This is a genomic window from Candidatus Vondammii sp. HM_W22, from assembly GCF_022530855.2.
Lineage (GTDB): Bacteria > Pseudomonadota > Gammaproteobacteria > Chromatiales > Chromatiaceae > Vondammii.
The window spans coordinates 1,768,574-1,781,694 of sequence record NZ_CP099567.1; the positions used below are offsets into that span (position 1 = coordinate 1,768,574).

Here is a 13,121-nt window from a genome sequence, read left to right on the forward strand (position 1 = left end):
AGTTTGGTTTCTTCTTCGACTCACTTGGTCGAAATTTTTAAACGATACAAGAAAATATCTTGGCATGAAAATACCTAACCAGGTATTTTTTTAGGTATCAACACATCTGTTGCACTTGACGAGTTGAACCACGATCAAATGACTCAGTTTTCAGGAAGGCTTGGTAACCACATCTTTCACTTCTGCATGGATCGAGAGTCTCGCATCATCGGCAGTCGATTGAGTCGTTTGATTGCCACAGATAGAGATTCCAAGCGGTAATTCCCGGCCCGCCAAGGCCAGCGCACTGACGCCCCGCCCATGTGCAAAATCCAGTGCTCGCATATCCGGCGATATCAGGTGGCTGTTTTCACACAGAACTATCGCAGTATGACCGAGACCTTCCGCGTCTGCATGCCGCAGGTTCCATATGGTCAGTAGGGAGTCATCTGAGTTCAGGCATCTCTCAGGCTCGCTCCAATCCGGTTTCGATATCCCGTTTTAAATCGTCAATATTCTCAAGACCAACAGCAATACGTATCAGCCCTTCACTGATTCCCGATAACTGCTTCTCCTCATCCGACAAGCGTCCATGAGTGGTGGTCGCAGGATGGGTAATAGTGCTTTTTGTATCGCCAAGATTTGCCGTAATAGAGATCAGACGTGTGGCATCAATCAACCGCCAAGCTGCCGCCTGGCCGCCATTCACCTCAAAAGAGACGATACCGCCGGCTGTCAATTGCTGGCGATTGGACAAGTCATGCTGCGGATGGCTCGTCAGACCCGGATAATGCACTTTCGCCACTGCCGGATGCTCCTGCAGCCAATTGGCGAGAGCCATGGCATTTTCAGAGTGCGCCTGCATCCTCAGCTTGAGAGTCTCAAGACCTTTTAGAAAAACCCAGGCATTAAATGGACTCATGGTTGGTCCGGCACTGCGCAGAAAACCAAATACCTCTTCGCCCACCGTTTTTGCACGGCCAACCACGGCACCACCCATACAACGCCCCTGACCATCCAGATATTTGGTTGCCGAATGAATAACGACATCCGCCCCAAGTTCCAGCGGCCGTTGCAAAGCGGGGGTACAGAGACAGTTATCCACCAGCAGCAGCGCGCCTCGGGAATGAGCGAGCTCGGCCAGTGCCGTGATGTCCGCCACTTCTGTCAGAGGATTTGACGGCGTCTCCAGGTAAAGAAATTTGGTCTCTGGGCGGATGGCCGCTTCCCAGGCTGGAAGGTCGGTCAAGGGGACAAAAGTTGTCTCTATACCCGCCTTCGACAGGTATTTATTAAAGAGTACAGTGGTGGTGCCAAAGACGCTGCGTGACGAAACGATGTAATCACCGGCCTGAAGCAGACCCATGCAAACCGCCAGTATGGCAGACATACCCGAGGACGTTGCCACGCACCACTTGCCACCTTCCAGCGCAGCCAGACGCTGCTCAAAAATTCTGACCGTTGGGTTAGTGAATCTTGAATAGATATTGCCCGGCTCATCGCCACTGAAACGGGCCGCCGCCTCAGCAGCATTTTTAAAGACAAAACTTGAAGTGGCAAAAATCGGCTCTGATTGCTCGCCTTCAGCTGTCCGTATCTGCCCGGCCCTGATTCCGCGAGTCGCCAAACCCCAATCATCATATTCTCGCATCATTCCAGCTACCTGTTCACTCCGTTACTAGCAAGAAAAAACCTGACCGGCTACAGCCAAGGCAGGTATTTATCGCTTTAGCTGTATTCTTAAATATGCGCCCGCAATCAGGGACAAATCGGCATCTAACTGCAAGAGTAGGTGTCCGTGATGATAGTGTCAAGAAGGGAGTCAGATAACTATTGCTTACTCTAGGGATGGTCTGAAAAATTGAAGTTTTTCACTTCACCTGCCATCCAATCTTGGTAATATTTGTAAAAACAATCCGCGTTATTCTCGGATTTGACCTCAATTTTAGCTATTCCTGGGCTTTCAGCCGCAACTTGCCTATGAGATGGCTAATAAATGCCGCTTAGCCAGTACCCGATTAATCAAGGCACACTTGGTAAATACCCAATGGGCATTTTTCTCAAGCCCTCGATCGAACCTTGTTAAAACCAAACTGCTGCTTCATTACACCGAATACATGCTCTACTCTGGCGCGCGTTCCCGATTTGTATCGATTCGCTGATGGTTCCTGCTCGGTTAATTGTCGATTACGACAGGCTTTCTTCCGGGTAAAGCCTTTGGCGCATGCTTGGTCAGTTTATCTTTCTGTCCTGCATAGGCAGAATCTCCCCGTACGCGGGTTTCGTTTCCATGCAACAGGTCTTCCAATACCTGCGAGTCATGAATATTGGCCGGTGTCACAGCAATTGAGTGGATCAGTCTGGTTTTGCTGTCCACGCCAATATGGGCCTTCATGCCAAAGTACCATTGATTGCCTTTGTGGGTTTGATGTATATCCGGATTACGGTTTATTTCTTTGTTCTTCGTTGTGATGATCGTGGCATCAACAAGGGTTCCCCGGTTGAGCTTCATACCATTCTCGGCCAAGTAAACATTGACCAAACGAAACAGCTCATCCCCAAGATTATTCCTTTCCATCAGATGGCGAAAATTGCCGATGGTTGTTTCATCCGGTGCGGGCTCATTACCCAGATCGATACTGACGAACTTACCCATGGCACGTGAATCATAAAGCGCTTCTTCCGCTGCAGAGTCAGAGAGCTCAAACCAGTGATGTAGAAAGTGGATGCGCCGCATGCGCTTTAGACCAACGGGCTTTCTACCAGCGCCCTTCGGATTTGGGTAATTAGGATGCTATGACCTCGCCAAGTTCCTTCCAGAGGATGATTTGCTCCATTCTCATCCAGAAACTGTTCCTTGGCGGTCTTTTTTCGGTATTTTTCAAAACCCGGAGCTTCTAAGCTTTGCTGTTTCATCGTTTTCCTGGAACTGGTGATCTGTAGATCAATAGTATACGAAAGTGGCTCTTCCCCTCATTGAGTGGGTAAATCAACGTGCCCCCCCATTAGAGGTAAAGATCTACACGCCCAGATCCTGGGTATCACGAGTCCTTGGCAGTGTAGAGTTGGCTCTGTCAGAGAGAGAGGTAGCGGTACAGGTTGAGCAGGAGGCAGGTGCCAAGCAGTGTTGTTCAACCTATGGGCAGATCTCACCGGGCTATGATTCAAGCGCCGCTGGCGGCCTGGATACCTGCCAGTACAAAACTATTCTGGTAACAGATGTGCCCAGGATGAAGTCCGAAGAACATGGGGTGGGCACCGTGTCAGTTCCCTGGGCGGAACCGGGCTCTGGATTTACTGCAATGTTTGAGGCGCTGGTGATCGATTGGTTGAAAGAGGCATCCATCTCGGCAGTCTCCCGATTGATGGAGCTGAGTTGGAATGCCATTGGTGGAATTATATAGCGAGCGGTCAAGCGAGGACTGGCACGCAGAAAAGAGATCAGCCCAACACGCATTGGTGTTAGTGTTGCACGTGGGCAGTGACCGCAAAAAGGCCGCACTCAAAGCACATGGTACGAAAGTCTGATAGAGGAGCAGCGAGAAGTGATAGAGAGTGTCTCTATGGATATATGGCGAAGCCTTTATCAATGCCACACTGAAAAGCTTGCCTAGGGTTGAAGAGAAGACTGTCTTTGGTAAATGCCATGTCGCCAAGCGACTCGATGAGGCGGTAGACAAGGTACGCTGTCAAGAGCACAAAGCGCTGATGGCTGAAGGCTATGAGGGCCTTAAAGGCAGCCAGTATGACTAGCCCTACAACCCGGAGAATATGACGCGCAGACAGAAATTGCGGTTCAAGGCGCTACGTGACTGCCCGCGCCTGGGCGATCAATTAGAGTTTGATCATGTCACTCTGACACTATGCCAGTAAGACATGAGCAAGGAAAGGCTGGGAGCGGTGGTTGTCATGGGCAGTGCGCAGTGGCCTGGAGCCAATCAAGAAGATGGCGGGAACAATCAAGGATCATCTGTGGGGAATATTGAATGCTGTTGTTTTGGAAGTAAGCAATGGTCTAGCAGAAGGTCTCAACAACCGAACCAAAGAACAGACCTGAATTCTGTGTAACTGCCTATCATTAAGCCCAAGCAAGGGAGAGGACAGGCAGATGATCGACAAGAAAGAGCTCCAGGCGATAGCCCAAGCGGCCGCTAATCACATCAAAACTGAAGAAGATCACAACGAATTTCGGCAAATGCTGCCAAAAATCACGGTCGATGCAGCACTCTAACGTTGAACTGGCTGATCATCTTAGCTTTGCCAAACATGAACAATCCGAAGCGAGTAATAGCCGCAACGGCACTACTGGTGCGGTTATCGAGCAGGTTGACGAATGGCAATCTCGCCCCCTGGATGCGATTCAGCCTATTGTTTATCTGGACAGGATTGTCGTTAAAATCCGGCAAAACAAGAAAGTGATCAACAAAGCAATTTACCTCGCTTTGGGCGTCAACCTGGAAGGCCACAAGGAATTATAGGGGATGTGGCCGTCGGGGAAATGAGGGTGCCTAGTTCTGGCTGAACCTGCTGACAGAGCTTCAGAATCGCGGTGTGAAGGATACTTTGATTGCCTGTGTCGATGGCTTAGAAGGCTTTCCTGATGCAATCAACACGGCTTTTCCGAATATCCAGCTGTGTATTTGCATATGCTACGAAACTCGATGAAGTAGGTGTCCTGGAAAGACTACAAGCCTATGGCGGCTGATTTGAAAAAGAGTTACCAGTCCATCACCGGGGAAGAAGCCTTACCGGCACTGGATAAATTCTCTGACCGATGGGACAACAAACACCCCCGGATTAGCCGCTCCTGGAGTGCCCATTGGCAGAATCTCAACACGCTGTTCAACTACCCGGAGGGCAGACGAAAAGTGATCTACACGAACAACGCCATTGAGTCGCTGAACAGCGTCATTCGCAAAGCGATCAAAAAGCGGAAGTTGTTTCCAGCCGATGACTCGGCGAAGAAGGTTGTCCACCTAGCAATCCAGGCCCCATCGAAAAAGTGGACAATGCTGATCCGTCATCGGAAACCAGCACTGAATAGATTTATGGCGGTATATATTTAACCCTGGCTGTTACACAGAAAACTTTACAGGCTCCCAATGTAATCTACTTCCACCTTGGAGTGCTGAATCTTTATCCTGAGGGAGTGGTTGGGTGATACTTACCCTCTCGATTAGGGGGAGAGCTGCTTTAATTAATCAGAAATACCCTAGAAATTGCCCGTAACCCTCTGCCTCCAGCTCTTCTTTCTGGATGAAGCGCAATGAGGCTGAATTTATACAGTACCTAAGGCCGACCGGTGCAGTGCCATCTTTAAACAGATGTCCCAAGTGTGAGTCACCATCGCGACTCCTGACTTCGGTACGCGCAATTGCCATTTTGGTGTCTGTTTTCTCAACCAGATGTTCAGGCTTCAGTGGCAGAAAAAAGCTGGGCCAGCCAGTGCCAGAATCAAACTTATCACGAGATGAAAAGAGTGGCTCTCCACTGACAACATCAACGTAGATCCCATCTCTCTTTTCATTCCAGTAGGCATTATCGAAGGGACGTTCAGTTCCCTCTTTCTGGGTTACCTGATACTGCTGGTCACTCAGCTCCCCACGCAATTTTTGATCCGAAGGTTTACTGAATTTCTTTGTTGAATTTGCCCTGTTTTCAGAACTCATTGCACCTCTCCCGCCTAGTATTTTTTCAAGTCAGCTGCCTTTGCATATGCAGTAATGGAAAACACGATTACGAAAGCCCGGGTAAATATTACTCTTAACACCATATGTCCTATATAATCTTCCATATCAGTACGTTATCAGTACGTTCTTAAAGAGTAGTAATGATGTATTGGCTACTTCTCATACTGCCCGGCTTGATTATGCTCCTGTTGCTGGTAATCCATCTTCGTTTCCGACCGCCGCAAATGGTAGAGAGCAGCACACCTGCAGACCATAGTCTTGACGGCTCTTCCCCTAATCGAGAGGGTAAGTATCACCCAACCACTCCCTCAGGATAAAGATTCAGCACTCCAAGGTGGAAGTAGATTGCATTGGCAAACCGCTCTTTGTTGCGGAAACCTCTGCTACGCACCTTATAAAGTCCGTCAAAGCCTCTCTCATCTCCGGGATATCGTTGGCCGAGATCATCAGCATCCCGTCTATGTCCCGGGCCAGCTTGGCCATCAGTTCGTAGTTCCCAAACCCCCATTCCACACCACAGCCTTCTGTCTTCCAGTAGGGAGGATCGGAGTAGAAGAGGGTGTGTTGCCGATCATAGCGTTTCACTACCTTCTCCCAGCTCAGGAACTCGATCCAGACGCCATCTAGTCTAAAGCGTAAAATACCATTTGCAATGGGAAGGCGACAGAAGAGACACCTCTAGGTCACGAATCAGCAGCATATTAGCGGGTTACTGCGCCATTTCTCTTCAATAACCGGATAATATCGCTCTTATTCAGGGAGGTAGCCAGTGCCAGTGGATATATACCTGATTTGCCCGGTCTATTGACGTTGGCACCATTGGCAATCAAAAACTTGGCAATTACTCGCTGTCCATCAGAGATAGCATATATTAGTGGAGTTTTTCCTTCACTACTCTGGTGATTGATATCGGCCCCCCAATCGATCAGCAGAGGGATGATATCTCTGTCGTTGACATGCCTGATTATCATCTGATTCAGCAGTTTATCCGGGTTTGTCTCAGCACCTTTCTTGACCAGCAGTTCAGCTATCTGAGTGCGCCCGGCCATAACGGCACTGTACACCGCGCTCTGACCTTCTCGGTTGACTGCGTTGATATCAGCGCCACTCTCAACCAGCAATTTGGCAATAATATAGCGTCCGCGACTAGCGGCCACATTCAGGGGGCGTTGCCCATTCTTGTTTATCGTATTGATATCGGATCCCCACTGGATATGGCGTTCGATCTGGTCAAGATCTCCACGCTGAATTGCCAGATAGAGTCCAATGCTGGGTTGATCCGGCTTGCCACAGCCAGTCAGTGCAAGCAAGAACATCAGTAGTATCAGGTAGTATTTCCTCATATTCCTTCGCTTTTAATTAGTGCCTGTATTACCTGCCCTTCTGCACGGGCTTTTTGATAACTTACCAGACTTCTACAACATAGCGCTAATTCAGACGCCATGATATGGTATTGCGCCATGTTTTTGAAACTCCTGTTAACCGCACTGGTAATCGCAGGCGCGCTGCTTGCACTTCGCAGGCGCCGGGAGAAGATTCTGCGCCCGGCACCAGCACCACGAACCGTTTCCCCTGAAAAAAGAAACTCACGTCTGATTACGTTTACCGCGGTAAGTGTTGTCATTCTGATGCTACTGGGTGCCGGCTTCTATCTGTTTCACCAGTGGCGGGATACCTACCAGATTATCACCATCCATGTGATTGACGCCCGTTCCGGAAATGAAACTACCTATCGGGCGTATAAAGGTGATGTCGATGGCCGCAGTTTCCAGACTACAGACGGGCGCAGGGTAACACTAGCTGAGGTGGAACGTCTGGAGATGGGGGGAGATTGACATTTTTCCCGAGCATTCAGTATGCTCTGTTACATAATCCGGAATTTCAGTTAGATGGTGGACTGATAGGGACCACTCAAGGCACTCATCTATCCGGGTGCCACAGGTATACGGTATTTGAATGTCGTTGGCCAGATTTATTGCACAGCGCTGCTACAACATCGATGATTGTGCTGGTTCTCGCCAGCGTCTTCATACTTATCTATGAAGTAAAAGTCGATCTGGGTACTTTCGGCGGTGTCTTTGAATATAGAGCCATTTTCTGGATTTCGACGGGGCCGTGCCGTAGATGCGGACGGGATCGGAATCTCCAAAAATACCCTCCTGTCTGGAGTCAATTGCGTCAGTGCTCGGCGATACTTCCTCCGAAACAAAAAATGCGCTTTCTGTATGGGGTCGCCAGAAAGAGGGATTCATTAAGCCAGAGGCCGTTAAAAATTTCCGATAGAGTAATTGGCCACACCGCAGCGGATCTGGCCAATTATGACTCCCGGGTCAATGATCCCCGCTCGGTATCAATACCGGAAAAAATGGCGTCCCCAGGGGGGTTCGAACCCCCGTTACCGCCGTGAAAGGGCGATGTCCTAGGCCTCTAGACGATGGGGACATTTTTGACTTTTCCATGCAATCCGATTCCATCGCCAAATCGGATTGATTTTGTATTGGTGGAGCCAGGCGGGATCGAACCGCCGACCTCAACACTGCCAGTGTTGTGCTCTCCCAGCTGAGCTATGGCCCCGTAGCAAGCGGCGCATATTAGAATATAGTGCCTAGTTTGTCCAGTACTCTATACAACATTATATCCCGGCTCTGCCCACCCGGATCATCGGCCGTCTGCGGTTACTTTTTTGACTGCTGTTCTATTTTTGCCCAAGAGTCCCTTAAGGTGACGGTCCGGTTGAAAACGAGTCCATTCCCAGCCTCTGCATTATGCTCCAGACAGAAATAGCCCTCCCGCTCAAACTGAAGGTGTGAACCATCACCGGCAGAAGCAAGACTAGGCTCAACATAGGCCTGTGCAGTCTTCAGAGAATCAGGGTTAAGATAATCAAGAAAAGAGGCCATCTGTTTATCACCATCCGGTGTCGGGTGGCTGAACAGACGATTATAGAGGCGGACTTCAGCAGGGACACCGTGGATGGCTGAAACCCAGTGAATCACTCCCCTCACCTTCCTACCAACGGGGTTTGCACCCAGTGTATCGGGATCATAGCTACAGCGCAGTTCGATAATCCGGTCTTCATCATCCTTGATGACTTGGTCACACCGGATCACATAGGCGTTACGCAGTCTCACTTCCCCACCGGTAACCATGCGTTTGTATTTTCTTGAGGCCTCTTCCCTGAAATCCGCCCGGTCGATATAAATTTCGCGAGTAAAGGGTATCTCACGACTGCCCATGCTCTCATCCTTTGGGTGATTTGGAGCTGAGAGTATTTCGCCTTCACCTTCCGGGTAATTCTCAATCACCAGTTTCAGGGGGTCCAGCACAGCCATTGCCCGGGGTGCATGCCGATCCAGATCTTCACGGATACAGGCTTCCAGCATCCCCATCTCTACGGAGTTATCGGACTTAGTGACACCTATCCGGTCACAGAAGGTACGAATAGAGGACGAGGTATAGCCGCGACGGCGCAGGCCGGCAATTGTAGGCAAACGTGGATCGTCCCAGCCGCTGACAACGCCTTCATCGACCAGTTGGGTCAGCTTGCGCTTGCTCATCACCGTGTACTCCAGATTGAGGCGGGAGAACTCGATCTGCTGGGGATGGCAATCGACGGTGATGTTATCCAGCACCCAGTCATAGAGGGGGCGGTGGTCTTCAAATTCCAGCGTACAGAGAGAGTGTGTAATCCCTTCTAGTGCATCTGAGACTGGATGGGTGAAATCATACATTGGATAGATACACCACGCCTCGCCGGTCTTGTGGTGTGTGACACCATGACGGATGCGGTAAAGCGTCGGGTCACGCATATTCATATTAGGTGATGCCATGTCGATCCTGGCACGTAACACCTGTGTGCCATCGTTGAACTCACCTGCCCGCATACGGGCAAAAAGATCGAAATTCTCTTCCACAGAGCGCGCTCTGAAGGGGCTCTCTTTACCCGGCTCAGTCAAGGTTCCACGATACTCCCGTACCTCTTCTGCGGTCAGGCCACAGACATAAGCCTTTCCGGTTTTGATAAGTTCGATGGCAAAGTCGTGCAATTTTTCAAAATAATCAGATGCATAGAAAAGCCGGTCTTGCCAGTCAAATCCCAGCCATTTGACGTCTTCCATAATAGCGTTGACGTAATCGATATTCTCTTTATGAGGATTGGTGTCATCAAACCGCAGATTACATTGTCCTCCCTGGTAATCTCTCGCAACCCCAAAGTTCAGACAGATGGATTTAGCATGGCCAATGTGGAGATAACCGTTCGGTTCCGGCGGAAAACGGGTATGAACCCGTCCGTCATTTGTCCCTGCCTTCAGGTCCTGGTCGATTATCTGGCGAATAAAATTACTGGGCGCTGTGGTTTCGTTGTTCGATGACATTTCCGGTTCTCAGGTCACACACAAAATTAGGTCGTTGTTATTAAAAGCCTCTCCTCCGGGAGAGGCAGATAAGATTAGCCCATCATCAGGCATTCTCTTCACGTTTCCGGATAAAATCCAGAGCCATGTCTATTCTACGCAAGCAGGCCTCCTTACCCACCAGATGCAAGGTTACATCAATCCCCGGAGAGGCGGCACGGCCCACCACGGCAACACGCAGTGGCTGGGCGACCTTGCCCATCTTCAGCTCAAGCGCTTCAGAAACTTTCTGTACCAGATCGTGCAACGATTCAGCTGTCCACTCTATCTGCGCCTCCAGTGCTTCGCGCATCTTTTCCAGTGGCATCCTGGCGACCGGGCGAAGGTTCTTTTTTGCAGCAGTTTCATCAAACTGATCAAAATCTTTGTAGAAAAAAGCACTAATCTCCGCCATCTCCACCAGCGTCTTGGCTCTCTCCTGTTGTGCTTTGACAACGTCTACCAGCTCAGGGCCCACAGCAGGATCTATCCCGAGCCGCCCCATATGGGGGCTCAGTAGATGAGCGATATGCAGTGGATCGCTCTCTTTGATGTAGTGTTGATTCAGCCACAGCAGCTTTTCGGTATTGAAAGCGGAAGCCGCCTTATTGACATCCTCAACCTCGAACAGTTGAATCATCTCTTCAATCGGGAAGACCTCCTGGTCACCATGGGACCAACCAAGGCGAACCAGATAGTTAAGCAGAGCCTCGGGGAGAAAACCATCTTCCATGTACTGCATCACACTCACTGCGCCATGACGCTTGGAAAGCCTAGCGCCATCATCCCCGAGAATCATCGGCAGGTGGGCATATTTTGGTGGCTTCTTCTCCATGGCCCGTAGAATATTGATCTGACGTGGTGTGTTGTTAAGATGATCATCACCACGGATGACGTGGGTGATCTCCATATCACTGTCATCCACCACCACGGTGAGATTGTAGGTGGGTGAACCATCTGTTCGCCTGATAATCAAGTCGTCCAGCTCTTCGTTGCTGAATGCCACTTTCCCACGGACCATATCGTCAACAATTACCACGCCATCCAGGAAATTTCGGAATCTGATCACATGAGGCTCTTCTGGATCTACATTACTGTGGCGGCAATGGCCATCATAGCGGGGCTTCTCCTTACTTTTCATCGCCTCGTCACGTAAATTATCCAACCGTTCGCGGGAGCAATTACAACGGTAGGCCAGATCTTTTTCCAGCAATTGATCAATCACGTCGTTATAACGATCAAAACGCTTAGTCTGGAAGAAAGGTCCTTCATCATACTCCAGTCCCAGCCAAGTCATGCCTTCGAGAATGGCATTTACAGACTCAGTGGTTGAACGTTCTAGATCAGTATCTTCCACACGCAAAACAAAAGAGCCGCCATGCTTTCGAGCATAGAGCCAGGAAAAAAGAGCGGTGCGTGCGCCACCAACATGAAGGTAGCCAGTTGGACTTGGAGCAAATCGGGTGCGAATGGTCATAACGCCTATATTTATCAGTCGATTGTTCGTAAAGAAGGTAACCCATTAATAATCTGTGGGGTCTTATTGAGAAGTTACTGAAGAGACGCATTCTATCAGAGCAGAGTAAGTCGCGCAGGCACCTTCGTTGATATCGATTATATGGATTGAATTACCCTCTATTCGGTCTTGGTATATTGATTCAGTAAGGGACAGAAATAATTCACTTTATACACCAAATTCATCATAATGCTACGCACCGATCGATTGGCCTGCTGGGCAAGCACGTGCTCAACTCGAGTCCGAACTTTTGATCGTTTTCGGTTTGCCTCTTGCTCCCGTTCATTCGAGGGGCGTTTACGTGTCGACTTGCGATGAATATGACTGTGGTAAGCAGAATCGGCCCAGGCACTTCCATTACTGTTATTCTCATCCAGCAGTTCCTCGAAGACTTCGCTATCGTGAACTTCTGCTGCTGATGTAACTTTTGTGCCCATAGTGGGTTTTGCCATGCTTCATGGTCCAGCGGGCTTCAACATCCTTCCAGCGGCGCTTGTTATCACCCCATGCCTCAGGGCCATCTCCAGCTTTGATCTGCCTATTTTCCTCTCGCGTATTGCGCTGCTTGGGTACTGGGGCCATAGCGGCATCTACAATCTGTCTATTGCGAACACTGAAGCCTGCTGCATCAATCTGGATCAACAGCTCTGAAAATAGTTTATCGAAAAGGCCCCGTTCTTTCAGGCGCTCACAATATACCCAAACTGTTTTAGCATCTGGGACCTTACTCTCCGAGCTCAGCCCAAGAAAACGACAAAAGCTATAGCGATCCCGTATTTGGAACTCTGTTTGATCATCGGATAGATTGAACAAATGCTGTAGGACCAACACCTTGAACATTCGTACTGCATCGTAAGGTGGATGCCCACTTTTACTGGGATCACTGTTTTTATAAACCGAGCCCAACAATACCCGAAAATCCTCCTAATCTAAGGTCCTTTCCAGCTTTGGCAGCGGGTCTCCCCAGTTGCTCAAAGGGTTCAGGTCGGTCCTGATGATCAAAAAACTCGGTTGCATGGCTTTTACCAATGGTTGTTTGAGTTAGTTACTACTATCATTGATTTGGAAAATATTTTTAGAGGCTCCCCTATCATAAATAGCTTATTAATTCATATTTAGTATGTGGCTATAAATAATTCAGGGGCAACTACTTTGCTTCCCTCCTTGCGCTATCACATGATGGGTAAGCAGTGCGACGGCTACCGGCCTTTGCTTCGCTCTCCATGGCCGACGGCGAATGAGCTTTAGGGCAGACGCCATGCTGATCAGTGAAAGGGCGATCACTGTGGACAAATCCTATGATCTGGAAATCCGCTGGCACAATCCGAGAGATGAGCTCTTGAAAATTCAGTTTCGCGCACTGGGCAGATGGAGCAGCAATGATGTAAATCCCTACTTTTATGATACCGTTGTTGAGTCACTAGACCCTCCGAAGATGTTCTTAAGCCAATTCCTCAAATGATCATAGAGTATGGCCTCGAGCAGTAAGGCCCGCACAGCCAGTTATTCTCAATAGCACCCTGCATGTATTTGCCAGGGTGT

Annotated in this window: 14 protein-coding genes, 2 tRNA genes and 2 pseudogenes; 6 read left to right on the forward strand and 12 right to left on the reverse strand. The window is 49.4% G+C overall.

Annotated elements, in window-relative coordinates; genetic code table 11:
- Positions 1-150 precede the first annotated feature (150 nt).
- The 3 genes and pseudogenes from MN084_RS09860 to MN084_RS09870 form a co-directional block, all read right to left on the reverse strand.
- Positions 151-324, reverse strand: a complete 174-nt coding sequence (locus MN084_RS09860) for a hypothetical protein (protein ID WP_241086539.1) — start codon at positions 322-324, stop codon at positions 151-153.
- A gap of 121 nt (positions 325-445) precedes the next feature.
- The gene (locus tag MN084_RS09865) at positions 446-1,630 is read right to left on the reverse strand and encodes an O-succinylhomoserine sulfhydrylase (RefSeq protein ID WP_241086596.1); all 1,185 of its coding nucleotides are present in this window, start codon (positions 1,628-1,630) and stop codon (positions 446-448) included.
- 327 nt (positions 1,631-1,957) lie between these two features.
- Positions 1,958-2,895, reverse strand: a pseudogene (locus tag MN084_RS09870) (IS5 family transposase).
- A 44-nt stretch (positions 2,896-2,939) separates the two neighbouring features.
- Between MN084_RS09870 and MN084_RS09875 the strand changes: the two are divergent.
- The 4 genes and pseudogenes from MN084_RS09875 to MN084_RS09890 all read left to right on the forward strand — a co-directional run bounded on the left by MN084_RS09875 (position 2,940) and on the right by MN084_RS09890 (position 5,045).
- On the forward strand, positions 2,940-3,383 hold the full coding sequence (locus MN084_RS09875) for a transposase family protein (protein ID WP_330178004.1): 444 nt from the start codon (positions 2,940-2,942) through the stop codon (positions 3,381-3,383).
- Between the two features lie 151 nt (positions 3,384-3,534).
- Positions 3,535-3,732, forward strand: a complete 198-nt coding sequence (locus tag MN084_RS09880; protein ID WP_241086537.1) for a transposase — start codon at positions 3,535-3,537, stop codon at positions 3,730-3,732.
- A gap of 151 nt (positions 3,733-3,883) precedes the next feature.
- Positions 3,884-4,036, forward strand: coding sequence for a transposase (locus tag MN084_RS09885; RefSeq protein WP_241086536.1), 153 nt, complete (start codon positions 3,884-3,886; stop codon positions 4,034-4,036).
- A gap of 54 nt (positions 4,037-4,090) precedes the next feature.
- Positions 4,091-5,045: pseudogene (locus MN084_RS09890) on the forward strand (IS256 family transposase).
- 135 nt (positions 5,046-5,180) lie between these two features.
- On the opposite strand, the gene msrB reads toward MN084_RS09890, so the two are convergent.
- From msrB to MN084_RS09905, 3 genes are all read right to left on the reverse strand, one after another.
- Positions 5,181-5,588 (reverse strand): peptide-methionine (R)-S-oxide reductase MsrB, encoded by a 408-nt coding sequence (gene msrB, locus MN084_RS09895; protein ID WP_241086535.1) that lies wholly within the window; start codon positions 5,586-5,588, stop codon positions 5,181-5,183.
- A 402-nt stretch (positions 5,589-5,990) separates the two neighbouring features.
- On the reverse strand, positions 5,991-6,254 hold the full coding sequence (locus MN084_RS09900) for a hypothetical protein (RefSeq protein WP_445083816.1): 264 nt from the start codon (positions 6,252-6,254) through the stop codon (positions 5,991-5,993).
- Positions 6,255-6,370: 116 nt separating this feature from the next.
- Positions 6,371-6,985: an ankyrin repeat domain-containing protein gene (locus MN084_RS09905; protein WP_241086534.1), complete on the reverse strand. Its 615-nt coding sequence runs from the start codon at positions 6,983-6,985 to the stop codon at positions 6,371-6,373.
- A 144-nt stretch (positions 6,986-7,129) separates the two neighbouring features.
- Here MN084_RS09905 and MN084_RS09910 point away from each other — a divergent pair, with 144 nt between their 5' ends.
- A complete protein-coding gene (locus MN084_RS09910) occupies positions 7,130-7,504 on the forward strand; it encodes an antitermination protein NusG (RefSeq protein WP_241086533.1) in 375 nt (124 codons plus the stop codon).
- A gap of 531 nt (positions 7,505-8,035) precedes the next feature.
- On the opposite strand, the gene MN084_RS09915 is transcribed toward MN084_RS09910, so the two are convergent.
- The 6 genes from MN084_RS09915 to MN084_RS09940 all read right to left on the reverse strand — a co-directional run bounded on the left by MN084_RS09915 (position 8,036) and on the right by MN084_RS09940 (position 12,419).
- Positions 8,036-8,111: transfer RNA gene (locus MN084_RS09915), tRNA-Glu, on the reverse strand.
- Between the two features lie 56 nt (positions 8,112-8,167).
- Positions 8,168-8,243, reverse strand: a tRNA-Ala gene (locus tag MN084_RS09920).
- A gap of 101 nt (positions 8,244-8,344) precedes the next feature.
- Positions 8,345-10,045, reverse strand: coding sequence for a glutamine--tRNA ligase/YqeY domain fusion protein (locus MN084_RS09925; protein WP_241086532.1), 1,701 nt, complete (start codon positions 10,043-10,045; stop codon positions 8,345-8,347).
- Between the two features lie 85 nt (positions 10,046-10,130).
- Positions 10,131-11,540 (reverse strand): glutamate--tRNA ligase, encoded by a 1,410-nt coding sequence (gene gltX / locus MN084_RS09930; RefSeq protein ID WP_241086531.1) that lies wholly within the window; start codon positions 11,538-11,540, stop codon positions 10,131-10,133.
- Between the two features lie 158 nt (positions 11,541-11,698).
- Positions 11,699-12,016 (reverse strand): hypothetical protein, encoded by a 318-nt coding sequence (locus MN084_RS09935; RefSeq protein ID WP_241086530.1) that lies wholly within the window; start codon positions 12,014-12,016, stop codon positions 11,699-11,701.
- Positions 11,976-12,419 carry a transposase gene (locus tag MN084_RS09940; RefSeq protein ID WP_330178005.1) on the reverse strand — a complete coding sequence of 148 codons (444 nt, stop codon included), beginning with the start codon at positions 12,417-12,419 and terminating at the stop codon, positions 11,976-11,978. Before MN084_RS09940 ends, MN084_RS09935 begins: the two co-directional genes overlap by 41 nt.
- A gap of 418 nt (positions 12,420-12,837) precedes the next feature.
- Here MN084_RS09940 and MN084_RS09945 point away from each other — a divergent pair, with 418 nt between their 5' ends.
- Positions 12,838-13,041, forward strand: coding sequence for a hypothetical protein (locus tag MN084_RS09945; RefSeq protein WP_330178006.1), 204 nt, complete (start codon positions 12,838-12,840; stop codon positions 13,039-13,041).
- Positions 13,042-13,121 lie beyond the last annotated feature (80 nt).